Raw genomic sequence first — 25301 nt, forward strand, 5'->3', positions numbered from 1 at the left:
CCGTGAACGTGGACGGCGTTCGGCGGCGAGAACGACGGCTCCCGTCGACAGCCGACTTTTTGTGGGGACGCGGAGTACGGGGAGTCGAACGATCCGTCGCCCGCGGTCGCGACCACGATCACACACTCTCGCCACGACACCAATGACGATCGACTCCACCACGATCGACCGACTGATACCGCCCGAACCGGTGACGCTCGCCGAACCACCGTCTCACCTCCCGTTCGCACTCCTGTCGCCGGCGGGGAACGACGACGGCGTGGATCACCGCGAGGTCCCGAGCGCGCTCTCGCGAGCGCTCGTGGACGAGCGGGTGCGGGAGTCGAGCCGAACGGCGACGTCGACCACGGCGGTCCGAGGGACGCCGATGGAGGTGAGGGTCGCATGAGCGACCCGGAAACCGAGCGACGGTTGCACGGCGAGGGGGCGACGCCGCTCGCGGGCGTCGGTCGTGTCGTGTGGTATCGCCCCGAGACGACCGTCGATCTGCCCGACGAGCCGGCGGAGATCGACCACGACACGGAGGTCGAACGGTTCCACGAGGCGCGCGACACCGCCCGTGTGGAGCTCGAGCGCGAACGGGAGACGGCGCGCGAGCGGGTCGGCGAGGCCGAAGCCGACGTGTTCGGCGCGCACGTCCAGTTCCTGACGGACCCACAGATCGAGGAGGGCGTCGAGGCGGCCATCGGGAACGGACTGCCCGCTCCGCACGCGGTTCGGGAGGCGTTCGCGGGACCGATCGAGCAGTTCGAGTCGATGGAGGGACGGACCGCCGAGCGCGCGGACGATCTCCGTGACGTGCGCGACCGACTGCTCCGGCTGTTGACCGGGACCGAACGGGTCGATCTGCGGTCGCTCCCCGAGGGGAGCGTCGTGTTCGCCGAGCGGCTCACCCCCTCGGACACCGCACAGCTCGACCCTGCCGTCGTTGCGGGATTCGTCACGGCCACGGGCGGGCGAACGTCGCACGCGGCCATCTTCGCCCGCTCGCTCGCGCTGCCGGCCGTCGTCGGCGTCGGCGACGGCCTGTACGACGTCGACGAGGGTGCGGAGGTAGTCGTCGACGGCGACGCGGGCACGGTGGTCGTGAACCCGACCGCGGCGACGAGAGCCGGTGTCGGCGGCGGAGTCGACGCGCCCGTTCGTGCGGAGGCGGTCGAGACTGCCGACGGCAAGCCCGTGGAGGTCGCGGCCAACGTCGGTCGGCCGGTCGAGGTCGACGCCGCGGTCGAGCGCGGCGCCGACGGCGTGGGGCTCTACCGCTCGGAGTTCCTCTTCGTCGACCGCGCGTCACCCCCCTCGGAGGACGAGCAGTACGACGCCTACCGCGAGGCGCTCGACGCCTTCCCGTCGGGCCGCGTCGTCGTCCGCACGCTCGACGTCGGCGGCGACAAGCCCGTCCCGTACCTCGACCTCCCAGAGGAAGAGAACCCGTTCCTCGGCGACCGGGGGATCAGGCGGTCGCTCGGGGTCGACGCCGACCTCTTCGAGACCCAACTGCGGGCGCTGTTGCGCGCGGCCGCCGACGGCGCGGGCGACCTCGCCGTGATGCTCCCGCTCGTCTCGACCGTCGAGGAGGTCCGGGCGACCCGCGCGCGTCTGGACGAGGTCGCCGCCGACCTCGCCGACGCCGGCGTCGCACACGCCGACCCCGAGTTCGGCGTGATGATCGAGACGCCCGCCGCCGTCTTCGTGGGACCGGACCTCGCCCGCGAGGTCGACTTCTTCAGCATCGGCACGAACGACCTCGCACAGTACGTGATGGCGGCCGCGCGCGGAAACGAGCGCGTGGCCGAACTGCGAGACTTCCGTCAGCCGGCCGTCCTCCGGGCCGTCCGCGAGACGGTGCGCGCCGCCGAGGGGGAAGACTGCTGGGTCGGTATGTGCGGCGAGATGGCCGGCGATCCCGCCCTGACGGAGCTCCTCCTGGGACTCGGCCTCGACGAACTGTCGATGAGTGCGGTCACCGTCCCGGCGGTGAAACAGCGCGTCGCAGCGGTCGACACGGCGGCGGCGAGCGAACTCGCCGCGGCGGTCGCCGGGGCCAGCACCAGAGCCGAGGCGATCGACCGACTCGAAGGCGGGGTGGACGACGGATCGTAACGCCGGCGCGGTCATCGACTCGCCGACCACGGACACGACGAGCGGAGCCGGGCCGACGAGACGGATCGACCGATCGGGGGTGTCGTGTCCCGCGTGGAGAACCGATGGTGGATTTAAGACCGCCCGGCGTTTCGTCGTAGGTATGCCACAGATCCACCTCGACGACGAGACGGTCGAACGCCTCGACGCCCTCCGGGTCGAGGACGAAGAGTACGACGAGATCGTCAGCGAGCTCATCAACATCTACCGGGCCAGCGAGATGACGCTGTTCCACTCCGGCGACGAGTACTAGCGGTTCGCGAGGGGCGTCCCGTCGTGAGCGCTCTGTCGCCAGTCGTTCTCGACGGCAGTTCTCGCAGTCGTGACCGTCGGCGAGCGACGCTCAGCCGTCGTACGACCGCCGGACCTGGTCCCACTTCCCGTTCGACTCGAGGTGTGACTGGAGTTCGTCGGCGTACTCCTGGACGAGCCGTTCGGCGGCGGCGAGCTTCGCCTCGTTGCCCTCTTCGCCGTTGCCGAGGCCGAGTGCGCTCTTGACCGAGTCGAACAGGCCGCCGCCACTCCCGCCGCTCGATCCCGACCCGCCGCCGGCCATCGACTGCTGTCGTTTCCCCGCCTCCTCGATGTGGGGCATCATCCCCTCGAGTTTGTCCGTGTTGGCGACGATGCGTGCGGCGTCGGGGTCGTCCGCGTTCTCGATCTCGAACTCCGTGGCGGTCATGATGAGGCTCCACTCCTGCTTCTGAAACTCGGAGGCGGTCACGCGGTCGTTGAACTCGCGGTCGACCGTCATCCGGTCGCCGACGATACGGTCTGTCCAGTCTGCCATGCCGTCGCCTATGGTGAGACACCGTATCAGGGTTTCCCTGGCAGCGTCCCGCCCGCATATCCGGGGCCACCGTGTTCGCTCGTCGTCAGGACTGTCAGAGTCGTCCAGCCACCGTGATCGACGGGCGGATCGATGAAGGATGACGGATACCGGAACACGTACCGGTGCGTCCTGACCGGCCAGTGATGGTACGGGTTCGGTTCGATCTTAGGTCCAGGGGTTCACCGGCTCGTCGTTGTGACGGCGCTGTTCGGCGTAAACGTCGAAAGAGAGTTCGAGTTCGTCGCCCTGGATCTCGTTCCCGACCTCGGTCGGCAGCCGCCACGAGACGGAGAGTGATCGCGTCCCGGTGCGGAAGCCATCGAGCAGGAGTCCCCCGGCCTCCATGTCGGTTCGACTCACCAGGTCACGGAGCGTCTCGTCCGCCGAGAGGGACGCTTCTCCGGTGTCGAGTTCACAGTCTTCGTCGTCGTCCCAGAAGACGTCGACGAGCAGTTCGTCCGCCAGTTCGGCGTGGTCCGAACCCGGCGACTGTTCGGTCTCGCACACGGAGAACCCGACGAAGCTGATCCCCTGTTCGACGCCCTGCGGGTTCGTCGCAGGGGTTCTGATCTCGGGGGTCGAGAACGTGCAGTCGTCGAACGTCGTAGTGTCCGTGGTCGTGCTCGACTTGACCGTTACGGCACACAGCCCGTAGGAGCCCTGTATCACCTCGGCGGTGAACCCGACAGCCTCGTCGTCCTCTGCCGACTCCCCTTTCTCGTTCGTGATCGATACCTCGATCGTGACGGTCTCGTCGTCGACGTCGAACTCGTAGACGCCGGGGGCGACGCGATTCCCCCCCTCGACGGTGTCGAACGCGTCGCCGTCGTAGTCTTCTATCTTGCCGACCATCGTGCAGGCGGCTCCCTCAAGCGGGTCGGGCTGTCCCTCGACCTCGTCGACGAGGCTTATCGCCAGCCACACCCACGCGGGGTTCGTGTCGTTGTGGATACTCAGGCTGAAACAGCCGCTGTCGCCGGGTTTGACGTCCTCGAACGCAGCAGCGACCCCGCCGTCGGTTCCCGTCCGGGACATCGAGGCGACCTGCGTTCCGTTGTGTACTGCCCGCCAGTCCAGCCCGAGATCGAGTTCGCCAGCAGAGACCGTTGTCAGCGTCCCCTCCGCGTCACTGAAAAGCGCACGGGTGCCGGCCCCGCCGACAGTTGCACCAGCCCCTATAAGCCCCATGCCGGCCAGGACACGTCGTCTTGGTATCTTCATCCCAAAGGGAGCCAAACGGAATCGAACCGTCTGCGCCGCGTTTACACGCGGACACGAGGCCAGTGCTCCACACAACGGGTAGCGCGTGTTACCCGACTGTGCTTACTGCTGTGCGGCGGTGAACTCGAACGTCGCTTCGAGCGTCCCGCCGTTCGAGGTGATACCCTCGTAATCGTAGGTGACGCCGAGCTCGATCTGGAGCTGGTTTTCTTGGAACGGCTTGAGTTGCTGGCCCGACGTGAACGCCGGAAGCGGAGCCTGATCGATCCGAGCCTTCAGGTCAGCAAGGTCCAAGAACCCGTTGCCGTTCTGGTCATCCGCATCGCCGTAGTAGGGCGAACTCCCACTGTCCAGCGCGTCGATGGATGTCCCACCGGGCTGAACGAGATTGAGCGTCGTCACCTTCGCGTTGTTCTTCAGGTCATCGTTACCGGTGAGACTCAGACTACTGACATGAAGCGCCTTGGCAGGAAGCGTGCCTGCGTTCTGGAGTGTGATCGTAGTCGTCATCTCATCGCCGTCGTCCTGTTCGTTGTCTTCACCGTCCGAAGCGGTCTCGGAGGTAAAGTCGATCGTCTCGGGCGAGACCTGAAGCACGATACTCCCCGCTTGGAGAGACACGTCCGCCTCTCCGCTGTCCGTGATGTAGGCGAACGTCCCCGCGCCGCCGGCTGCTGCTGCGGCACCGGTCCCGGCGATGGTGGCGAGGGCTTTCCGCCTGCTGATGTTCTTGTCGTTGCTCATTTTGTCTCCTCCGCTGACCGTGTACCGGCTTTCCACAACTCCCACATCTCCGACCCAATCCAGAGCGTGACCGGGAGAACGACCAGTACGATCCACCCGAGTTTCGTGGATGCGAACGCGGACAGATACCCGACAAAGGGCACACTGAACACAACTACACCAACGACGGCGCCCCGATAGACTGGTTCCGGGTCCGGGTCTTCGTTTGCATCGCCTTTCGTCCTGAACCGAACCGTGTCATCGGTCTCGAACTTCTCGATCACCCTGTGAGTAGTCGTTGGGCCGTTCCCCGATTCGGCGAAGGTGATGACGTCACCCTCCTCGATGTCGTTAGCAGGGACATCTTCGACGAAGACGACCGAGCCGGTCGGAATCGCTGGTTCCATGCTTCCCGACTGGACGGTGTACGAGTAGTCCGCGCCGGCGAACCATGGAAAGGCATTCGCGAGCAGTACAGCTACCACTATCAGCAGGGCGAGCGCCGCAACCGCTTTGACTGCCCTGCGGATCATCTCGGCTTACGAGCTGTCCTGCTGGGTGTTCTGACCGGGCGCGTAGGACGTGAAGTCCGGCGCGTCCGTGTGTCGGCTCTGCAGGAACAGGAACTCGAGGCTGATCGAACACCGGTCACCCTGCGCTTCGTTGCCCGTACCGAACGGGATGTGGAAGTCGTAGCCGAAGTTCAGCTCGGTTCCTGGCGGGAGTGGAGCCACGCCCTGAGTGTTGTTCCCCGAGTCGCTTCGGGCCGGGACGCTGCCGTCCAGCATCGTCGAGCCCTTCGCGATCGTGGAGCCGTTGGGGGCCGTGTCGTACCCGAGCGTAAAGTCGTCCGAGTTCCAGAAGGCCGTCCCGATCGCGTTGACGTTCTGGGACACGTCGAGGACGCTGCGCGGAGCGAGGTAGTACTCCTGACCAGCAACGATGTCATCCTGGTCCTCCGGAACGTCGTCCTGAGCAGTGAAGCCCGAGCTGCCGTCTTCCTGTGAGTTCGACCAGAAGCTACCAGCAGTCGCACCGTTGTAGCCCTGCGCGTCGAAGCCGCTCCCATCGAAGAACTGACAGCTATCGTCACTGTCGTAGTACGGGATCGTGTAGATGTTCTGGGCGAGGTCACCTTGAGTAGCCGCTTCCCCAACGACCTCACCATCTGCGTCGAGCGCAGATGCGTTCAGAGCGCCGGAGTTGTCGACGTTCGTCTGCGTGACGTTCCCGTCAGCAGCGATCTCCGGCTCGTAGTTCTTGTAGTCGACGTTCTCCAGCACGTTCATCTTCGAGGCGACCCACGCCTCGTTGTCCTGGACCGTGAGGGTGAAGTTGACGCAGCCGTAGTCCCCGGGCTTTACGTCATCGAAATGAACGTCTATAGGGATGGAGTTCTCACCGTACAGGCCGCCGGTGTCGGCAGTCATGCCGCTCGTGTCTCCCGTGTCAAGCGCATCCGAGGGCTCGAGAGTGACGTGACTCGTGTCCGAGTCGATGTGTTCGCCGTTGTAGGAACCGCTCCACTCGAGTTGACCGTCGATACCGCCGGCCGTGAAGGTGATCGCTCTCTCTTCTGTGTCGCTGAACTGTGCGTAAGTCCCGCCAATACCGAGCGCACCGGCCAGTCCGATGCTGCCCATTCCGGCGAGAGCCTTCCGTCGTGACAGCTTGAAGCTGTCGGAGTTGTCGTCTTCCATCGTCGCTCTGGCCCGTGATGAGCCATCTGACCCCTGGGACGTATTGGTATTCAGTAATTACACGAACCCTGAGATAACGACCGGTTGGACGGGTTATCACAGCCATTACCGATCTCTAAACCATCGGTTAACAGGTCTCAGCCGGAACGAACCCAAGCGAAACAACACGCTAAATTCATTCTTTTTGTTCATTATTAAGTCAGTGAATGTGATAGTTTCGTGTATGAATTGGGGGACAACGATCGGAGTGCAGACGAACGGAACGGACACGACCGAGGGTGAGATCTTCGACCTCCTCAGGAACGACCGGCGACGACGGGTGATCGAAGAACTGTGTTCGCGTGCGGGACAGGCGACGGTCAGAGGTCTGTCGGAGCGAATCGCGGCGCAGGAGACGGACGAGTCGCCACCACCACGCAAAGCCCGCGAGAGCGTCTACAGTTCGCTCATCCAGACGCACCTCCCGAAGCTCGACGAACGGGGGGTGGTTGAGTACGACCCGGACCGGAAGACCGTAATCCTGGGCGACGACGCGGGCACGGCGACGCTCTACCTCGAACTCGTCTCGCCGTACGGGATCACCTGGATGAGCTACTACCGGTCGATCGCAGCAGTGTCGATGCTCGTCGTCGTCGCCAGCGAACTCGGGGCACCGTTGTTGGTCACCGTGCCTGATCTCCTGTGGTCCGTCCTGTTCCTCGCGCTCCTCGTCGTCTCCACGGCGAGACAGCTCTGGGATCGGCGGTGGCTACTCATGAACCGATACCTCAAGTGACGGCGTTTGGGACGACCTGAACGTAACGCGATCGAGTGACACACCGGAGCCATCCGCGCCGGTGACGGGTCCTCGATGCTGCGGACGGTCGACGTGATGCAGCTGCTGTCTGGACTCTGAGATCCTCGACTGGCAACATCCTCGTCCCCGTACCGTCCTGTCGGACCAACTGTCGGAGGGAAGGTTATGTCTACGCAGCGCCTATCCCGGTCGACAGTGGGAGTGTAGCCCGACAATGGACCCGAAGATCACGCCAATCACGCATCGTGTCACGAAGTGGCGCGACGTCGAAACCGTCGCCGTCGACGGAGGGGAGACGTTTCGCGTCGACGGCCGCGAGTTCGCCCGCCTCTCCGCGGACGGTCACCTCACCGTTCCGATGAGTCCCGCGCTCCGGGACCAGCTCCTGACCGACGGCCTCGCGGACGGCGTCCGGGGACGTCCCGACCGCGTCACATACCGGGTCCGGTCCGCGGCCGACGTTCCGGGTGCGATCCGACTGCTCCGGATCGCGTATCTCCACCGCTGCACCCCGGACGTGCCGTCGGTCTCCCGCGACGACCACCTCCGACGGCTCGGTGCGAGCACGGAGCTCGTCGAACTGCTCGCCCATCCCGGCGGCGAGAAACAGTCGGCCTGACACGCGAGCGGGGAGGACGGGGGCCTCGTGAGAGCGCCACAGAGCTCGTCCCGGACGGCTCGATCCGTCTCCGTTCCGTCGGCGCGCGCTCGAACGACGAGCAGCACACGACCAGCAGACCGGGGTCCCACGAACGGGCGATCGCAAAGGGTTACTAACCACCGAGGAAACCCATGACCATGGGAATCGACTACGGTTCGCTCCACGATCCGAACGCGGAGTACACGATGCGAGAGCTGTCGAGCGAGACGATGGGCGTCACGGCCAAACGCGGCGGCGGCCGGGACGTCGAGATCACGGACGTCCAGACGACGATGGTCGACGGGAACTTCCCGTGGACGCTCGTACGCGTGTACACCGACGCGGGGATCGTCGGCACGGGCGAGGCGTACTGGGGTGCCGGGGTGCCGGAACTCATCGAGCGTATGACGCCGTTCGTCGTCGGCGAGAACCCCCTCGACATCGACCGGCTGTACGAACACCTCGTCCAGAAGATGTCGGGCGAGGGCTCCATCGAGGGCGTCACCGTCACGGCGATCTCGGGGATCGAGATCGCGCTGCACGACCTCGCGGGCAAGATCCTCGAGCTCCCGGCGTACCAGTTGCTGGGCGGGAAGTACCGCGATCGGATGCGCGTCTACTGCGACTGTCACACGGAGGATGAGGCCGACCCCGAGGCCTGTGCCGACGAGGCCGAACGCGTCGTCGAGGAACTGGGGTACGACGCGCTGAAGTTCGACCTCGACGTCCCCTCCGGCCACGAGAAGGACCGCGCGAACCGCCACCTCCGCCCGGGCGAGATCCGACACAAGGCGGAGATCGTCGAGCAGGTCACGGAGCGCGTGAAAGACCGCGCCGACGCCGCCTTCGACTGTCACTGGACGTTCTCGGGCGGGTCGGCCAAGCGGCTCGCCGCCGCCGTCGAGGAGTACGACGTCTGGTGGCTCGAAGACCCCGTCCCGCCGGAGAACCTCGACGTGCAGGAGGAGGTCACGAAGTCGACGACGACGCCGATCACCGTCGGCGAGAACCGGTACAGAGTGACCGAGGAGCGGCGGCTCATCGAGCGCCAGGCCGTCGACATCATCGCGCCCGACCTCCCCAAGGTCGGTGGGATGCGAGAGACGCGGAAGATCGCCGACGTCGCCAACCAGTACTACGTCCCCGTCGCGATGCACAACGTCTCCTCGCCGATCGCGACGATGGCCTCCGCGCAGGTCGGCGCGGCGATCCCCAACTCGCTCGCGGTGGAGTACCACTCGTACGAACTCGGCTGGTGGGACGATCTCGTGGAGGAGACGGTCATCGAGGACGGCTACATCGAGATCCCCGAGCAGCCGGGACTCGGCCTGACGCTCGACATGGATGCCGTCGAGGCGCACATGGTCGAGGGCGAGACGTTGTTCGATGAAGCGTAGCTTCATCGAGCCAGCAGCACGGAGTGCTGCGTTGTTCGACGAGGAGTGAAACGACTCGTCGAGCCAGGAACGCTCCGATTTGCGCTGTTCGACTGATCGAATCGAAGTCGGGCCAGCGACGCACCGAGTCATCTCCCTCTCACTCGCCCTCACCCTCGTACGCCTCAGTCGCGGTCGTCGCCCTCGGACGGCGACGAGAAGTCGAGCGTCGATGATCCGAGCGTTCTGACCCGTACCGAATACCTGTGGTGGGCGCGGGTGGTGACTTCGACGGCCGCGTAGACGGCGATGGCGACGAGCACGATCGCCCCTCCAGCGGCGACGTCGTACAGGTACGAGAGGGTCACGCCCGTCACGGTCGCGACCTGCCCGGCGACGACGGCCGCCGCGAGCGACCGTTTGAAACCGTCGACGACGGTCGCCGCGGCCACGGGGACGACGAGCATCGCGGCGACGAGGATGACGCCCATCACCTGCATCGCTCCGACGACGACGAGCGCCGTGAGGACCGCCAGGAGACGGTTGTACCAGGCGACGTCGAGGCCGGCTACCCGGGCACCCGCTTCGTCGAACGTCACGGCGAGGAGCGGTCGGTACGCGACGGCGACGACGCCACCGACGACGACGCTCATCGCGAGGAGCGTCGCCGCATTCGCCCTCGACACCGTCGCGAGCGACCCGAAGAGGTAGGCACTGATGCCGACGGCGATGCCCCCGTCGGTCGCGGTAATCAGGACGCTCCCGACCGCGAACGACCCCGTCAGCACGATGGCCAGTGACGTGTCCCGGTAGGTGCCGGCGTAGTCGACGAGCGTCTGGACGACGAGCGCGGCGAGCGCCGAGACGACGAGCGCCGCGAGGAGCGGCGGGATCGTCGCCGAGAACGCCGCGTTGACGAACAGACCGGCAGCGACGCCCGCGAACGCCGAGTGAGCGAGCGTGTCGCCGATCATCGCCATCTCGCGGTGGACGAGGAAGCTGCCGACGAGCGGCCCGACGAGCGCGATGCAGATCGCCGCGAGGTACGCGCGCTGCATGAACGGAGAGCCGAGCATCTCGACGCCGGTCGTCTCGGCCAGGAGGTCCAGCCCGGCACCCCAGATATCGTCGAGAATCACGGACACCAGGCGGTCCGCGACGCCGACGAGAACGACGCCAGCATCGACACCGCTCACGACAGAGCGCACCCCGCTCATGAGTGGTCGTGGTGGACGACGTGCTGGGAGGCGCCGTAGGCATCGGCCAGCGCGTTCGTCTCGACGAACGCCTCGGGATCGCCGTGGAAGAACAGCGTCCGGTTGAGACAGGCTACTTCGGACGCGTGCGTCGTCACGATACCGATGTCGTGTTCGATGAGGACGATTGTGAGGCCCTCGTCGTGCAGTTCGTGGAGGAGGTCGTAGAACGCCTCGCGGGAGTCGGCGTCGACGCCGACGGCCGGTTCGTCGAGCGCGAGGAGGTCGGCGTCGGCGGCGAGCGCACGGGCGATGAAGACGCGCTGTCGTTGCCCGCCGGAGAGACGGCCGACGCGTCGACCGGCGAGGTCGGTGATGCCGACGCGCTCCATGGCCGCGGCGATCGCACGGCGGTCCGCGTCGGAGAACCGCCCCACCCACCGGGAGGGGTACCGACCCATGCGGACGGCCTCCCTGACCGTGACCGGGAGTCGGTCGTTCGCTGTCGCGACGTCCTGCGGGACGTAGCCGATCCGACCGCCGTCGTCGAAGGCGTGTGCGGGTTCGCCGAACAGCGTCACGGTCCCGCTGTCGGGGCGGCGCTGTCCGATCATCAGTTCGAGCAGCGTCGTCTTCCCGGAGCCGTTCGGGCCGATGAGCCCGAGGAACTCGCCCGCCTCGACGTCGAGCGAGACGCGCTCGACCACCGGCCGGTCGTCGTAGCCGAACGTGACGTCACGGACCTCGACGACGGTGCTCATCCGTCCAGGACCCGTTCCAGCGTCGGGAGGTTCACGTTCTCGACGATGTCGACGTACCCCCACCCCTTCGACGCCCACTCCTCGGTCAGGCCGGGCATGGCGGTCAGCGGCAACACCGCTTCGGCGTCCGTCTCGGCGACCAGTTGCTCGGCCGCCCGCTGCGATTCGAGCGGGTCCGCACAGACGTACCGGAGTCCGTGCTCGACGACGATCTCCCGGGCACGCTCGATGTCCCGTGGCGTCGGGCGGTCGTCCGGCGAGGTGGACGTCAGCGACACTACCTGCACGCCGTAGCGGTCGCCGAGGTAGCCGAACGAGTCGTGCCCAGCGACGAGGACGACGTCGGTCGACCCGCCGGCGACGACCGATCGAATCCGGTCGTCGAGGGCGTCGAGGTCGCGCCGAAACGCGTCGGCGTTGGTCGCGTACGCGTCGGCGTTGGCCGGGTCGACGGCGGCGAGTCCCCGACGAACGTTCTCGGCCGCCTCCCCGACACGGATCGGATCCATCCAGAAGTGCGGATCGGTGCTCCCCGCGTGGCGGTGGTCCTCGTCGTGGTGGTCGGCGTCCTCCTGGTGGTCCTCTCCGGTCTGGTCGTGGTGGTCAGCGTCCTCCTGGTGGTCCTCTCCGGTCTGGTCGTGGTGGTCGGCGTCCTCCTGGTGGCCCTCCTCGGCACCGTCGTGGTAGTCAGCGTCCTCCTGGTGGTCCTCCTCAGCACCGTCGTGGTGGTCTCCACCTCCGGCTGCGAGCAGGTCGAGACCCGCAGACACGTCGACCGTGGTGACGGCCGACCCGTCCGCCGCCAGGTCGGACAGTATTCGGTCCGCCCACGGCTGGAAGCCCTCCATCCCGTGAACGAACAGATCGGCGTCGTCGATGGCCTCGCGGACGCTCGGCCCCGGCTCCCAGCCGTGGCCGTGCTGGCCGACCGGAACGAGCAACTCCGCGCTCGCGACGTCGCCGGCGACCGCGTCGACGACGTCGCCGAAGACGAAGAAGGACGCACGGGCCACGGGCGCGTCTGGTTCCGTACTCTGGGACGAGCTCGCCGCGCCGGTACAGCCCGCAACGGTGCCGATACTGGCCGCCCCGGCCGTCGCGGTCAGGAGTCGGCGTCTGGTGAGTCGCATGCGTTATTAATAATACTAACACCCAAATTAATAATCTTGCCGTTCCGGGACGGAGTACGATGCTAGCGACTCATCGAGTGGAGCGGTACGTCGCGGGTCGGACCACGGGAGCGGAGTGCTCGCTCGACGCAGACGTTCGCCCGGTCCCACGGCGCGATTCGTTCGCACGCGGTCACCCCGAAATCGGCGGGGTCGTCGACGCACCAAGCAGGACTGTGACCACCACCAGGACCGTGACTACCTCCCTGCCCGGGAGCAGTCCTCCCGGAGGATCACACCGTTCAGGCCGTCTGCCGCTGGGCGACCGTCGGATCGACCTTCCGGCCGACGTAGAGCAGGCTCCCGACGAGGAGCAGCGCCGCGGCCGGGACGAGGAAGCCGAACGAGGCGATGAGGACGCCCGACGCCTGGATGCCGACCGCGACGAGGACGACTGGCCCGCAGCAGGCGGTCCCCGAGAGGAGCGCCGGGAGACCGGCCAGGAGACCGGAACTCTTCGCGCCGCTCCCGATACCGCAGGCGGCCGGCTGTCGCCACGCGAGGAACGACACCGCGAGGTTCACACCGACGAGGAGCGCGAGCACGCCGCCGATCGCGACGTTCATCGGCGCGACGAGGAGTTCGAGCGGGCCGACGACGAGACCCGCGACCGGCTCGAACGCGAGCGTGCCGGTGGACTGGAACATCCGCGACAGCGGATCCGAGACGACGACGTAGTCGAAGCCGCCCCTGCCGGTGAAGCGGAGGTGGCCGAGGATGTACAGATACAGACCGAGATAGAGGACGGTGACGCCGGTGAGGACCACACGGGCGTCACGCCGGACGACGGTGCCGCGCACGGCGACGAGCGTCTTCGCGACGGCGTCGCGTCCGCGTTCGACCTGTCGGGACACGACTCCGCCCATCACTCGACCACCACGGTCCCCGGGTAGAAGCCCGCCCACGCGAACCACATCGCGTCGATGTCGAGGACAGGGTCGAGGGGGACGGCGTCGGGGGCGACCGTCTCGCCGCCGACCGACACCTGTCCGTCCGCGTAGGAGAGGTCGGAGCCGTCGCCGCGGTAGACGTGCGCCGTGTCCAGCGAGGGCTCGTACACCGCGTGGAACGTCGCGCCGCCGACCTCGCCGGTCAGCAGGCCCGCCTCGCGCAACGACTCCTTGTGGAAGGCGATCGCGCCCTCCCCTGGGCGTGTGCCGATGACGACCTCCTTCTCCCGGTAAGTGTCGTCGCGCGACAGCGGCGAGAACAGCGTGTTCTGGTTCGAGTAGTAGCCGCGCCGGGGGTTGTACTGCCCGTAGGGGTCGCGGTTGTAGTTCCGGACGTGGCCCGTGTCCTCGGAGAGCACGACCGTGTCGGGGTGGGCCTCCTTCCACCGGCCCCAGGTCGTCCACGTGATCGGGAACTCCGTGAGCGACCGTCCCTGGAACGGCCCGGACATCGCAGTCGCCAGCACCTGTGGCCACCGCGAGTCCGTCTCGCGGTCGTACATCACGAGGTTCGAGTTCACCAGCCGTCCCGAGACGCCGAAGGTCGTCTCGCCCCGGAAGAAGCCGAGCGCCGTCCCGGTGAGCGGGCAGTACGACACCGTGACGTTCTCGCCGTCGATCGTGTCGTTGGCGATCTCGTGCCAGACGAGGATGCGCTGGGGGTACGCCTTCACGTCCTCCTCGCCGGCGACACCGAAGACGACGTCGCCGGGTTCGAGGAAGTCGTCGGCCTCCGAGGCCGACCAGAACGTCGGCTGGTCGACCGACGGGATGCCGTCCTTGGGCGGGCCGCCGCTCAGCGTCCGGTCTCTGAGCTGCGAGTACGGCCACTCGACCGGTAGCGGCGAGTCCCGCGTCGGCAGGACGCTCGTGTCGGTCGAGGCCGTGTCGGTGGCCGACTGCGTCGAGCCGCTGTCGGCCGCGTCCGGCACGGTGGCCGTCCCGCCACCTCCGCTCGCGACCGATCCCGATCCGGAGTCGCCGCCGGACTGACCGAGGCAGCCGGCCATCCCCGCGAGCCCCGCGAGCCCGACGCCCGACGCCGCGAGGAACGTCCGTCTGCTGGGTACTGGTGACATACACCTCCGTTCGGTCGCTGCCCGAATAACCGTATAGCGCGATTGCGTCGTCGCAACCACAGCGTCAGCGGTCCGAAGGGTCGTCGCGGAGCCGGTCGGCGATGGTTCGTCCGACCTCGCGCGGGGACGCCTCGACGACGTCGATGGCGTCGCCCACGTGGATCGTCCCGGGGGCGACGACGTCGGCACAGATGCCGCCGCGACCGTCTTTCAGAGCACGGGCGACCCCTTGCTCGTCCGCGACCCGCTCGACGTGGGCGCACGGCGGGCGCGGGCGCGTCCCTCTGAACGTCGCCTCCCCCACGGTGAACGTCGTCTCCAGCAGCGCGTGGAGGTCGACGTCGCGGGTGACCACGTTCCGCCGGTGTCGTCCGTCGAAGAGGTCGATCCCGTGTCGGTCACGGATCTCGTCGAGCGCCTCGCCCGCGACGAACGTCACCTGACAGACGTCGTACGGCGAGTAGTGGCCCCGTCCGAGCAGGTAGCGGTCGCCGGCGAGGCCGCCCTCCACCGCGTCGACCGCGTCGTGTGTCTCCATCGGCTCGCCGTCCGCGGGTGCGGTGAAGAGCGCGTCGATCCGTCCCATGGCCGGTGGAGGCGACGTGTGGGCAAAGCGGTTCGGGTCGGCTCGAGCGATCGGGGAGCGGCAGTGGTCCTCACGTGGACGTCTCAGCGCCGGACGGCCCGCCGACACCCGAGACGACGACACGGACGCCGTCGGCGTACGTCGGGTCGATCGCGGCGTCCCAACCGTGCGTCCGGGCGAGCGTCCGGAGGTTCGGCAGGAGCATCCCGGCCTCGGCGTCGGGGACCGAGACGCCGTACTGGAAGAACGCCTCGGGGTCCGCACCGTTCACGGGGGTGCCGTCGTCGGAGATGACGAACCGGTCGTCGTTGAGCGTCACGTCCACCGCCGACGCGTCGTTGTGGACGGCGAAGGCGAAGGCGCTCTCGAAGAGCCCCGCGAGGCGGTCCCCGTCGGCCTCGACCTCCCCATCGATCGCCGTCGAGAGGCAGAGATCGGCCGTCTCGACCGACTCCCACGCGCGTTCGACGACCGCCGCGGGGTCGACCCGGGTCGTGGTTTCGAGCGTCTGTCCGTGGCGGGCGAGCCGTGACAGGTCGTCGACGATGTCCGACATCCGGGCGGCCGTCCGTGACGCCGTCCGGAGCGAATCGCGTGCCGTCCCGACGTCGCCGTCGTCGAGTGCCTCGCCGGCGATCGTGACCCGCCCGTCGACGATCTGGAGGGTGTTGAGCAGTTCGTGCCTGATCGCGGCGGCGAACCCCTCGAGTTGTGCGTTCTGTCTGTCGAGCTCGCGTCGCCGGCGCTCGGTGCTCGTCACGTCGGTGAACACGACGATCCGTCCGACGTCCGCCTGTCCGAGCGTGAACGACGTGTCGCTCACGAGGTAGTGTCGCGTCTCGTCCCCCTGCGTTCGGTCGAGGATCGGCTCGTCGGTCCCGAGCTGGGCCGCGACGTCGGGGAGCGCGGCGGCGAGCGGCGTCCCGACCGCACCGGAGAGCGACGGGAAGATCGCCCGCGCCCGTTCGTTGAACTGCCGGATCCGGTCGTCGTCGTCGAGGTAGACGACCGCGTCGTCGACCCCGTCGGTGAGTTGCACGGCGAGGAACCGTTCCTCGTAGACGAAGAGCACGCCGACGGCGAAGACGGCCACGCCGAGCGGTTCGTAGTTGATGTCGAGGAGCATCGGGGTTGCGAATCCGACGATGTCGAAGACGACCGGCAGGCCCGTGACGGCCGCGACGACGCCGAGGGGACGCGTGTCGTAGTCGGCCTCGAGGAACAGTTCGTAGAGCATGAAGAAGCCGACCGCGACGAGCGCGTACGAGAGGCCCGCCACGACCCAGTGGAACGTCCCGTGGGAGACCGTCAGGTGGGGGAACGGTTCCGTCACGAACGCGGTCGTGAAGTACAGGCCGTGGACCGGGTTCGTCACCTTCACGGCCACGATCACGAGGTAGAAGACGGCCGCAGCCCGACGGTACGTCGGGTCGGTGTGGAACGACCGCTGGGTGTACGCGGAGCAGAAGTAGAGCCAGGCACCGACCGTGGTGAGCCCGACGATCAGGCTGATCAGGTAGCTAGCGTACTTCAGCGACGGCGAGGGTGCGACGAGGAATCCCAGCTCCCAGGCCGCCCACCCACCGCTCGCAGCGAGGAGACCGACGAGCCCGCGACGCGTGTCGTCGTCTTCGACCTTCGTCGCCCGGAGGAGCGCGGCCACGCAGACGAGCGTCGCGGTACCGTAGGCGAGAACGTAGCCGAGAAACGTCCCGGAGAGACCGAACAGGACCATTGTCTCCGGGATGATCGACCGATACTTAATTCTCACACGCAAATTCTCCACACTGAGAACGATTCGAACGCGACGCCTGCGGTGGTCAGCAGACGTCTTTAACTCCGAGTCCCATCTCGGTGAGCGAGTCGGCGTAGTCGTCGTACGCCACCTGGATCACGTACTCGGCGACCATCCGCGCGCGCTCCCAGTCGTCGTCGCTCTCGCACAGGTCGTCGAGGAGCGCACAGCCGTCGTCGATCACGGCGGCGGTCTCCCGCTTGAGATCGCGGAAGAGGTCGGCCCCGGACTCGTCGGCCTCGTTGACGAAGAACCCGATCAGCTGGTTGTGTGTGCGGAGGCTGACGAGCGGCCGGCCGACCATCCCGCTCGCGACGCGCTCGACCGTCTCCTCGCGGCCGCGAAGGTACGCGTGCATCGGCCCGCCGTCGGCGAGGTCGACCTCGCGGTCGAGCGCCGCGAGAACGCGTTCGAGGTGCGTCTCCTCCTGTTCGGCGACCACCTCGAACGCCGTCCGCGCGGCGTCGTCCGACTCGTCGGCGGCCCAGGTTCGGAACGTCTCGCGGGCGGCGTGTTCGGAGTGCGCGGCAACCTCGAGGACGCGCTCGCGTTCGATCCGCGCCCCGGTCAGCGCGATGAGCAGTTTGCTCGACCCCAGTCGGTCGAGTTCGGTCCGGTTCGACTCCTCGACCGTCTCGCGGAACGTGTCGCCATCCATATCGGTCGGAGGGGGGCGACGGATTTGAACGTTTCCGGGTCGCCGGGGGACGCGACGGTCACACCCACGCCGGATCGGTCTTCGCCAGCCGCTCGAACCGGACGAGAAGCCAGGGAAACGGGAGCAACACGGCGACAGAGATCACCGCCGGGACGCCGATACCGGGCCAGGGAGACCCCGTGAACAGCTGGACCTGGACGCCGATCCACGTCGCCAGGGCGACGACGACGCCGTAGTAGGCCGCACGCACGGGGAGCGTGGCGAGGTGGCCCGGCTTCGGCCACCACCCCACGTCGACGTACCGCCCCCGGAGCGTGCCGACGGCGAGGGACGCGACGGCGAGGGTCGTCATCGCCGAGAGGGAGACCTCCGCGGGGTTGGCGGCCACTAGCAGGAGCCACAGCACCGGGATCACCAGCACGTTTACCTCCATCGCGGCGAAGAACGTGTAGTCGAGGAAGCGGTCGACCCGCTGGAGCAGCGTCCGATCGGAGTTCTCACCCACAGTCGTACTGTGGTGTCGAGACGCTAAACGGTTACTCCGGATGGCGCGAAGGTCGCCGTACACGGGCTGTGTGGGGTGGATTCGACGACCACGACGCGGGAGCGGCGCGTCGTCTTCGCGGTACCTCGGCAACCGTTGCGGCGAGGATCGACACTGGGATCGACCGGCGAGGGAGGCCGCGCGGTCAGGTCGTGTCGCTTTCAGTCGTCCGCAGACACGTCGTGTGGGATGCACGGCACGAGTCCGGCAACACCCCACGGTCTGGTGTGTTCGCTCCCGGAGCGCGTTCCAAAGGCTCAAGCACGCGTTTGACTGAACCCCTGGTTTGTTTGCTCGACAGTCCACACCTAGAGACGACGCGACATGAACCGGTCACGCCGAGCGGTCCTGTTCGCCTGCGGCGCGGGGTTGGCTCCACTCGCGGGGTGTTCGAGCCTCGATCCCGATCGCGAGACGCCCACGTACGAGGGGTCCCGTCTCGATGCCTTCGCCCGGAAGGACGTCCCGCGGCCGCCTGCCACGTTCCCGGTGTCCGTCCCGGACGCGATGGTCTCGCGGCACCTCGACCGAGCCCGGGAACTGATCGAGCACGGCCCGGAGCGTCCGGATCTCCCGAACGCGGACGCCCGCGAGCGGCTCGGAGCGGACCGCGGGACGGTGCTCGATCGACTCGACGCGGTCGACGGCGACTCGGCCGGGCACGCCCGCACGCCGCTGAGACGGCTCGCCACCGCTCGGGACGTTCGGGAAGACGCCGCGGCCGTCGACGCGGCGTACCGTGCTGCGACGGACGACGTCACGGAACAGGCGGTCGCCGATCGGCGGACGCAACTTCGGTCGGCTGTCGTCGACTTCGAGCGTGCGTGGACGTACCGCGGCGACGACCCGTCGACCGCCGTCGTCGTGCATCGAGCGCTGAAGGATCTCCAGACCGAGGCCCGTCCGGGAATCGCCCCGACCCGGGCGTTCCCCGAGGAGCCGACGACCGATCCCTTCCGCGTCGGCGAACTGGTCCGACAGCTCGAGCGAGGTGACGCAGCACTGAGTGACGCCGGACGGCTCCGGAGGCGATACCGCGAGAGCCTCTCCGAGCCACGACCGTATCGAACCGCCTTCTCCGTCGCCGCGAGTCGGCTCCGACGGATCGTCGAGCGGTACCGCGAGGACCTCCACGGGTACATCGACGCCGACGTCGAGGAGCTCCCGTTCGACCAGCCCATCGCCGAGACGCCGCTCAGGTGGCTCTACTTCTGGGCGACTGACGGCCTCGATATCTTCCGCACGGACGCGGAGGAGGCACGACTCCGGGGAGATCCGGCCACGGAGGTGATCGCGAGAGGCGTTCACCTCACGGTGCTGCGGGCACTCAAGGCCATCGTCACGGACATCGAGAACGATCGCGTCAGCGTCCCGGAGACCGTCACCGGCATCGAGGCCGCACGGCGGGAGGCGCTCGACTCGCTGGCGCGCGCCTGGTCGACCGACCCGACCGTCCTCGCCGTCGCCGTCGCCCACTGGGCAGAGCGGCTGGTCCTCGACGTCACGGATCGACTCCGCGGGCCAGCGATCGGAGCGGACGAGACGCCCGACACCCGCGATGGATACAACATCTGGGCGACGTACGTGACCGCCAGCCACGTCGCAGCGGCCGTCCCTCGGACGGTCGCCGACTGTCGGGAGGCACTCCGCGTGGCCACGTCGTGACTCCCTGTCGGAGGGCGACCGGGTTGCGAGTTACTGGAGCCGGTAGCGCAACAGCGCCGCGATGCCGCCGAGGTTCTTCAGCTGCTGGCCGGGGGCGAACTCCGCCGAGAAGACCGTCACCTCGCCGCCCTTCTGTTCGACCGTCTCGATGACGTCGTTCACGTCGACGTCCCAGTCGCCGCGGCCCTGCCGTTCGTCTCTGAGTCTGGCGTCGAGCACGAGCAGGTGTTCGACCGCGCCGAACGCCGCGGCCTCGTCGACCGCCTCGACGCCGTAGGCGATCTTCTCGCCCGTCGCGATCCCGTCCATCAGCTCGTCGATGAGCCGCGACTCCTCGGCGATGCGGGTCTCCTCCTGGACGTCGTCGATCGCGCCACGCTTGAGCACTTCGTGGACGCCGCGGTCGCCCACCCCGGCGGTGTCGACCGTCTTGACGATCTTCTCGGCCGCGTCGGGGTACTCCTCGGCGATGTAGTCCCGCGCGTCGTTCTTCGTGAATCCCGGCCCGGCGAGGACGATCGCGTCGACGTCGAGGTGTGACAGCGCCGACCCCAGTTCGCCGAACAGCTCGGTGCGGGGACGGGCGTACTCGCCTTTCCCCGTGGGGCTGGTGAACGAGGCGTACTCCTCGGTGCCGTACTGGGCGACGGTGTGGACGTACGCCGCCCCCTCCTCGACGGTGACGATGGCGACGTCGGGGTTCTCGGTCGCTTCCTCGGCCTCCTCCAGCCGCTGGATCTGATCCGGCTTCCACCGTTTCTCGATCGTGAGCTCGGATCGCTCCTCGACGTTCAGCGTGTGGTGGTGGCCCAGCTGGTCCTCGCGGGAACAGCCGACGATCTCGCCGCCGACGCGGAGCCGGTTGGCGAAGCGAGCGAACTCGACGTCGTCGTCGTCGACCTCGATCGTCACGTGGAGGTGTTCGCGCTCACCGCCGGTGTCGCGGAGGTTCTCCTCGTTGCGCTGGATCCGCCGGGTGGTGTCGCCCTCGACGAGGTCGCCCGGTTCGAGCACGTACGAGAGGTGCCAGAGGTCGTCGACGTTCTCGGGGACGACCGTGATCCGCTCGCGCCCCTCCGCGCCGCGACCCCGGCTTGCGATGCGCATACTCGTCCTCGGCGGGCGGGCGTTACGTGTCTTGTCATTCCGGTGTCTGTGTCGGGAGGGAGCCGCGAGCGGCCGCCCGGCCGCCCGGCCGCACGACCGTCCCACGGACGCGCGTCGACGGCTACGGCTCCGACCACCGCTTCTTCGCGAGCCCCGCGGCGAACCCCCGCCCGACGAGGTAGTAGACGGCGACCTGAGCGTAGAAGAGGACGAAGACGCCGACGACGACGGCGGTCAGCGCGGAGCCGACGAGCCCACCCACGACGCCGACGACGACGGCGGCCACCCACGCGATGAAGTAGTCGCGCGTGAACGCGCCGGCGAACACCGTCCGGACGTCGAACGCCGCCCCGAGTCGGTCCTCGATGGCGAAGTTCGCGAGCGCCGCGGGGAGGACGTACGCGACGACGACGGCCAGGAGGACGGCGACGAGCAGGAGGACGAGGAAGATCACCAATCCCGCTCCCGTCTCGCCCCCGCCCACCGGTGGAGCCGTTGCTGGTGTCGCCGGTACTGACCCGGATTCGACCGGGACCGCCTCCGTGTACACCGGGAGCAGGAACAGTCCGAGGACGACCACGAGGGGAACAGCCCCGATCAGCCCGTAGACGAGGTTCACGACGACCAGTTTCAGCCCATCGACGAACAGCGACCCCCACTGGGTGAACGACGGCGGCTCGCGCTCGCGGCGGGCGGCGTAGTCGAGGACGCGGACGAGATACCCCTGGAGGACGATGGCGGGAAGCACGAACGGGCCGAGAAGCGTCAGGATCCCGCCGACGAGGAGCGTCGACAGCCAGTCGTCGCCGCGACGGGGAAACGACAAGGCATCGGAGAGCATCACCGTGGCGATGACCGGGTGCGGAGTTAGTTCTTGTGACCGGCGGCGTCGGCCTCGCGGTCCGGAGGGGTCGTCTCCGTCTCCCTCCGCGTGACCAGGGGCTGGCTGGAGGTGGCCGGCGGCGGCACTGGAAGAGACGGGGACGGCAGAACGCCGAGACCGAGGTGCGGACGGCGAGACGCGAGAACGACGAGAACGACAGAACGACAGAACGACAGAACGACGAGGCCGACGGAACGACGAGAATCAGCCCGAGACGTGGAATCGGAACGCCCGATCAGACGGCGGGCTGTTCGCCGGGCATCTCGTCTTCCTCGTGGAGGTCGACGGGGTGGACGTCGGCCCAGGTGTGCCCGATCACGTAGAACGCCGCGACGGCGGCGTAGAACGTCACGAACACGCCGACGACGGTCCCGATGAACGGGACGATGCTCAGGACGCCCGTGACGATGACCGCCGCGAAGAGGATCGCGAACGCCGTCAGCCAGCCCGTGGCGTACGCGCGGGTCGTGACGATCGAGCGGATCTCGCCGAACGCGAAGCCGGCCATCACGTCGTCCTTCTCGACGTAGTTCGCGAGCGCCGCAGGGACGATGTACGCCGCCAGGAGGCCGAGCACGAACGCCACGAGGAAGCCGACGAGGGCGAGGAGTCCGCCGATCACGCCCGCGGCCCCCGAGTTCCCGGCGACGGCGCCGCCGACACCCAGGAAGGCGATGATCGCGCCGATGATGCCGGGAACGAGCCCGTAGACCAGATAGATGGCGAAGCCCTTCAGCCCCTCCACGGCCATCGTCCCCCAGTCGTCGAACACCGGCGGCTGGTCGTCGTCGGCCATCGTGCCGCGCAGGACGCGGACGTAGTAGCCGATCACGAGGAACAACGGGACGATGAGGAAGCCGAGGAGGGTGAGTACTCCGCCGATGAGGACGGTCTTCACCCACTCTTCGCTGGTACGCAGGTATCTGATTGAATCTTCGATCATGGTATATGTCACCGAGCCTGCTGCCACGGCGCACGAGGCGCCCGGCGTGGCCTGCAGTTGCTCTGCACTCCTGACGCTAGCTACGGTATTATGTATGCCGTCCCTTCCATCAGCTAAATGAACCGTTATTTCGGCCGAACTGTTTCGCCGCGCGGCCGTCGCGTGTAGCGGTTCGTCCGTCGCGTCACCGCTCGACACCCGCCTCGGCCGTCGAGACCTTCCGTTCGTACCGATCGATGTCCGCCTCACTCACCTCACCCGCCCCGCCCGCCGAAACCCCCCTTACCGATCGACGTCGCGCAGTTCGCTCCCGCCGGGCGGGAGGAACTCTTGGATCCGGTCGGGGCTGGCGACCTTGCGGAGGAACGACTGGTCTTCGAATCGGGTCTTGAACTCGCGGTAACACATCTTCGCGGCGTCGTTCTGGGCGTATCTGCCGGGTTCGAGGTGGATCGACGTCACGACCCGCGGATCGACCGCCGACGGGGGACCGCCGAGCACTCGCGTCTCCCCCTCACACTGGATACCGACCGCGACGCGGGCCTCGACGTCGCGGAAGTAGGTGCGGTCACCCCGGATGACGAACCCACCCTTCTCGAGGTATTCGCCGCTCTCTGGCGTCTTCGACACCTGATCCGGCGTCACCAGGTAGGCGTCGCCCGCGTGGCGACCGTCCTTCCACACTGACGAGTACGCGACCGCGAACTGGGCGGCCTCCCCGAGCGTCGCGTCAGGGAAGTCGACCGGGCTCGACGGCTCCGAGGGTCGAGACGCCTTGAGGAGCGTCACCGGTCCGCCGTGCGCCTGTGCGTGGAGGAACCGGTCGTGTTTCGAGAGGTACTTCTTGACGAGTTCCTCGTTCTGATCGGCGTTCCGCCCGCCGACGACGAGGTAGCCGTCGCTCGTCTCGAACCACCGGAACCGCTCGTACCAGTGGTCGGGCCGGCGAATCGGGATCGACGAGCGCGAGAGCCAATCGACTTCCCGTTGCTCCTCCCCGTCGTCTTCGTCTTCGTCGTCGGCCTCCCACGCGTCCTTTCGGGCTCTGACCGCGGCCAGTTCCTCGCGGGTGTCCTCGATCGCGGCGAGGGCACCCTCCTTCTTCTCCTCGATGCGCTTGGCCTCCGTGTAGAGGCGGTCGGCGTTCTTCTCGACGCCGTCGTCGACCTCCACCTCGACCCGGGTGCCGTCGAGGTCGATCGTGACGGTTCCCGCCGAGGAGTCGACGCCGACGACCGCCTCCGCGGCGGGGATCCCCCGGTCGGCACCGGCCGCGAGCGTCGACTCGATCTCCGACCAGGGGACGGCCTCCTCGCGGGCGTTCCTCACCGTCGACAGGACCTCGTCGACGAGGTCGTAGTTCGCGTACAGCAGTTCGGCCTTCTCGCGTTCGGCCTGCGCCTGCTCTTCGAACCCCTCGATGGCTCCCTCCTGCTGCTCGATGATGCGTTGCTGTTTGGCGATCTCCGCCTCGAAATCCGGCCGGTCCGTCCCCTCTTCGACGGGGTCGTCGTCGAGTTCCAGCCGGTAGAAGTACTCGTCGAGCGCCTCGTTGAACGTGTCGTACGCCTCCTCGTTCAGCTCCGCGCGTTCCCGTTCGCGGAGGGGGAACGGCGTCGCGTCGACCACGCGATCGCCGTCGAGATACAGCCGCGGGTCGAAGTCGCCCGCTTTCAGCTGCGCGGCGAGGTCGGCGATGGCGTCGTGGATCGCGCGGTACTCCCGTTCGCCCGCGTCGGCGATGTCGAGCGTCTTCTCGACGCCGGCCCTGGTACACAGCTCCTCGGCGTAGAGGCCGCCGAGGTTCAGCTGCGTCGCCAGCGTGCGCACCACGTCGGTGTCCGACTCCGCCATCTGCCGGCGGAAGGTGTCGAAGCCCACCGTGAGGGGGTTGAGCCGCGACGAGGGGAACTCGTACTGCGCACCGGGAGCGACGGTGCGCGACTTCAGGCGGACGGTCTCCAGACTGCGGACCACCTCGTCCGTCCCGTCGAGGACGGCGATGTTACCCTGTCCGAACAGTTCGGCCACGATCTTCGTCCGCTCGTCGCCGCGCTCGAACTCGAAGACGAGGATGCGGTCGAACTCGAACTGTTCGACCCCCACGAAGTCCGCGTTGGCGATCCGGTTCCGGAGCATCATCGCGAAGTTCGGCGGACGGCCGGGGGCGTCGGGGACGTGTTCGGGGGCGGCGACGTGCGCCCGCTTCACCTCCCCCACCTCGACGATGAGCTCGACGCGACCGCGGTCGAAGTCGCGCATGCGGAGACGCAGGAGGTCCTCGCCGTACAGATAGGCCTTGTCGACCTTCGCGCCCTCGTACCGGGTGAGTTCGGTCACGAGGGCCGCGAGGTCGACGCTCGAAAGCTCCTGCTTCGGGTCCATACCGTCCCCGTATCAGGGGCCGCCGAAAAGGGGTGTCGGTCTCGACTTCGGTCGAGGACGCGAGCGAGTTCGGGCACGCCGTGGTTACTGCCACGTGTGTCAGCACTGCCGTGAACCAGTACCGCCGTGAAATGCGAGACCGCTGTGAGA

At 67.7% G+C, this 25301-nt stretch carries 25 protein-coding genes; 7 read left to right on the forward strand and 18 right to left on the reverse strand.

The window, feature by feature from the left end; genetic code table 11:
* Positions 1–142 precede the first annotated feature (142 nt).
* From FZP69_RS09095 to FZP69_RS22490, 3 genes are all read left to right on the forward strand, one after another.
* A complete protein-coding gene (locus tag FZP69_RS09095) occupies positions 143–388 on the forward strand; it encodes a PTS sugar transporter subunit IIA (protein ID WP_152041001.1) in 246 nt (81 codons plus the stop codon).
* Positions 385–2103 carry a phosphoenolpyruvate--protein phosphotransferase gene (gene ptsP, locus FZP69_RS09100; RefSeq protein ID WP_152041002.1) on the forward strand — a complete coding sequence of 573 codons (1719 nt, stop codon included), beginning with the start codon at positions 385–387 and terminating at the stop codon, positions 2101–2103. Before FZP69_RS09095 ends, ptsP begins: the two co-directional genes overlap by 4 nt.
* A 142-nt stretch (positions 2104–2245) precedes the next feature.
* Complete coding sequence (locus FZP69_RS22490; protein WP_192918514.1) at positions 2246–2395, forward strand: DUF7557 family protein; 150 nt, start codon at positions 2246–2248, stop codon at positions 2393–2395.
* A 90-nt stretch (positions 2396–2485) separates the two neighbouring features.
* Here the strand turns inward: FZP69_RS22490 and FZP69_RS09105 are convergent, their stop codons facing one another.
* The 5 genes from FZP69_RS09105 to FZP69_RS09125 form a co-directional block, all read right to left on the reverse strand.
* Positions 2486–2932 (reverse strand): DUF5799 family protein, encoded by a 447-nt coding sequence (locus FZP69_RS09105; RefSeq protein WP_152041003.1) that lies wholly within the window; start codon positions 2930–2932, stop codon positions 2486–2488.
* Between the two features lie 207 nt (positions 2933–3139).
* Positions 3140–4162, reverse strand: a complete 1023-nt coding sequence (locus FZP69_RS09110) for a hypothetical protein (protein WP_152041004.1) — start codon at positions 4160–4162, stop codon at positions 3140–3142.
* A gap of 135 nt (positions 4163–4297) precedes the next feature.
* Positions 4298–4939 (reverse strand): TasA family protein, encoded by a 642-nt coding sequence (locus FZP69_RS09115; protein WP_152041005.1) that lies wholly within the window; start codon positions 4937–4939, stop codon positions 4298–4300.
* Entirely contained in the window at positions 4936–5451 is a 516-nt protein-coding gene (locus FZP69_RS09120; RefSeq protein ID WP_152041006.1) for a signal peptidase I, read from the reverse strand. The genes FZP69_RS09115 and FZP69_RS09120 overlap by 4 nt, the downstream gene beginning before the upstream one ends.
* A gap of 6 nt (positions 5452–5457) precedes the next feature.
* Positions 5458–6618 carry a SipW-dependent-type signal peptide-containing protein gene (locus FZP69_RS09125; RefSeq protein WP_152041007.1) on the reverse strand — a complete coding sequence of 387 codons (1161 nt, stop codon included), beginning with the start codon at positions 6616–6618 and terminating at the stop codon, positions 5458–5460.
* A gap of 223 nt (positions 6619–6841) precedes the next feature.
* On the opposite strand from FZP69_RS09125, the gene FZP69_RS09130 reads away from it, so the two are divergent.
* The 3 genes from FZP69_RS09130 (at position 6842) to FZP69_RS09140 (ending at position 9451) form a co-directional block, all read left to right on the forward strand.
* Positions 6842–7393 carry a DUF7344 domain-containing protein gene (locus FZP69_RS09130; protein WP_152041008.1) on the forward strand — a complete coding sequence of 184 codons (552 nt, stop codon included), beginning with the start codon at positions 6842–6844 and terminating at the stop codon, positions 7391–7393.
* Positions 7394–7628: 235 nt separating this feature from the next.
* Complete coding sequence (locus FZP69_RS09135; RefSeq protein ID WP_152041009.1) at positions 7629–8033, forward strand: luciferase domain-containing protein; 405 nt, start codon at positions 7629–7631, stop codon at positions 8031–8033.
* Positions 8034–8212: 179 nt separating this feature from the next.
* Entirely contained in the window at positions 8213–9451 is a 1239-nt protein-coding gene (locus tag FZP69_RS09140; protein WP_152041010.1) for a mandelate racemase/muconate lactonizing enzyme family protein, read from the forward strand.
* Positions 9452–9615: 164 nt separating this feature from the next.
* Here the strand turns inward: FZP69_RS09140 and FZP69_RS09145 are convergent, their stop codons facing one another.
* The 9 genes from FZP69_RS09145 to FZP69_RS09185 all read right to left on the reverse strand — a co-directional run bounded on the left by FZP69_RS09145 (position 9616) and on the right by FZP69_RS09185 (position 18129).
* The gene (locus FZP69_RS09145; protein WP_394350147.1) at positions 9616–10626 is read right to left on the reverse strand and encodes a metal ABC transporter permease; all 1011 of its coding nucleotides are present in this window, start codon (positions 10624–10626) and stop codon (positions 9616–9618) included.
* Positions 10627–10643: 17 nt separating this feature from the next.
* On the reverse strand, positions 10644–11387 hold the full coding sequence (locus tag FZP69_RS09150; RefSeq protein WP_152041012.1) for a metal ABC transporter ATP-binding protein: 744 nt from the start codon (positions 11385–11387) through the stop codon (positions 10644–10646).
* Entirely contained in the window at positions 11384–12517 is a 1134-nt protein-coding gene (locus FZP69_RS09155; protein WP_152041013.1) for a metal ABC transporter solute-binding protein, Zn/Mn family, read from the reverse strand. The genes FZP69_RS09150 and FZP69_RS09155 overlap by 4 nt, the downstream gene beginning before the upstream one ends.
* Positions 12518–12798: 281 nt before the next feature.
* Positions 12799–13422, reverse strand: a complete 624-nt coding sequence (locus FZP69_RS09160) for a hypothetical protein (RefSeq protein ID WP_152041014.1) — start codon at positions 13420–13422, stop codon at positions 12799–12801.
* The gene (locus tag FZP69_RS09165; protein WP_152041015.1) at positions 13422–14585 is read right to left on the reverse strand and encodes a DUF3179 domain-containing protein; all 1164 of its coding nucleotides are present in this window, start codon (positions 14583–14585) and stop codon (positions 13422–13424) included. Before FZP69_RS09165 ends, FZP69_RS09160 begins: the two co-directional genes overlap by 1 nt.
* 64 nt (positions 14586–14649) lie before the next feature.
* Positions 14650–15171 (reverse strand): MOSC domain-containing protein, encoded by a 522-nt coding sequence (locus tag FZP69_RS09170; protein ID WP_152041016.1) that lies wholly within the window; start codon positions 15169–15171, stop codon positions 14650–14652.
* A 70-nt stretch (positions 15172–15241) separates the two neighbouring features.
* Positions 15242–16906, reverse strand: a complete 1665-nt coding sequence (locus tag FZP69_RS09175; RefSeq protein ID WP_152041017.1) for a histidine kinase N-terminal 7TM domain-containing protein — start codon at positions 16904–16906, stop codon at positions 15242–15244.
* An 85-nt stretch (positions 16907–16991) separates the two neighbouring features.
* Positions 16992–17624 carry a rubrerythrin family protein gene (locus FZP69_RS09180; protein WP_152041018.1) on the reverse strand — a complete coding sequence of 211 codons (633 nt, stop codon included), beginning with the start codon at positions 17622–17624 and terminating at the stop codon, positions 16992–16994.
* Between the two features lie 58 nt (positions 17625–17682).
* Positions 17683–18129: a hypothetical protein gene (locus FZP69_RS09185; RefSeq protein ID WP_240137509.1), complete on the reverse strand. Its 447-nt coding sequence runs from the start codon at positions 18127–18129 to the stop codon at positions 17683–17685.
* A gap of 363 nt (positions 18130–18492) precedes the next feature.
* Between FZP69_RS09185 and FZP69_RS09190 the strand changes: the two genes are divergently transcribed.
* A complete protein-coding gene (locus tag FZP69_RS09190) occupies positions 18493–19833 on the forward strand; it encodes a hypothetical protein (RefSeq protein ID WP_152041019.1) in 1341 nt (446 codons plus the stop codon).
* Positions 19834–19863: 30 nt separating this feature from the next.
* Here FZP69_RS09190 and FZP69_RS09195 read toward each other — a convergent pair whose 3' ends face one another.
* The 4 genes from FZP69_RS09195 to rqcH all read right to left on the reverse strand — a co-directional run bounded on the left by FZP69_RS09195 (position 19864) and on the right by rqcH (position 25151).
* Positions 19864–20940: an mRNA surveillance protein pelota gene (locus FZP69_RS09195; RefSeq protein ID WP_152041020.1), complete on the reverse strand. Its 1077-nt coding sequence runs from the start codon at positions 20938–20940 to the stop codon at positions 19864–19866.
* A 121-nt stretch (positions 20941–21061) separates the two neighbouring features.
* Positions 21062–21781, reverse strand: coding sequence for a DUF4013 domain-containing protein (locus tag FZP69_RS09200; protein WP_152041021.1), 720 nt, complete (start codon positions 21779–21781; stop codon positions 21062–21064).
* Between the two features lie 277 nt (positions 21782–22058).
* Positions 22059–22766 (reverse strand): DUF4013 domain-containing protein, encoded by a 708-nt coding sequence (locus FZP69_RS09205; protein ID WP_152041022.1) that lies wholly within the window; start codon positions 22764–22766, stop codon positions 22059–22061.
* A 282-nt stretch (positions 22767–23048) separates the two neighbouring features.
* Positions 23049–25151: a ribosome rescue protein RqcH gene (gene rqcH, locus FZP69_RS09210; protein ID WP_152041023.1), complete on the reverse strand. Its 2103-nt coding sequence runs from the start codon at positions 25149–25151 to the stop codon at positions 23049–23051.
* Between the last annotated feature and the right edge of the window lie 150 nt (positions 25152–25301).

Source organism: Salinigranum salinum, assembly GCF_009176545.1.
Taxonomy (GTDB): Archaea; Halobacteriota; Halobacteria; order Halobacteriales; family Haloferacaceae; genus Salinigranum; species Salinigranum salinum.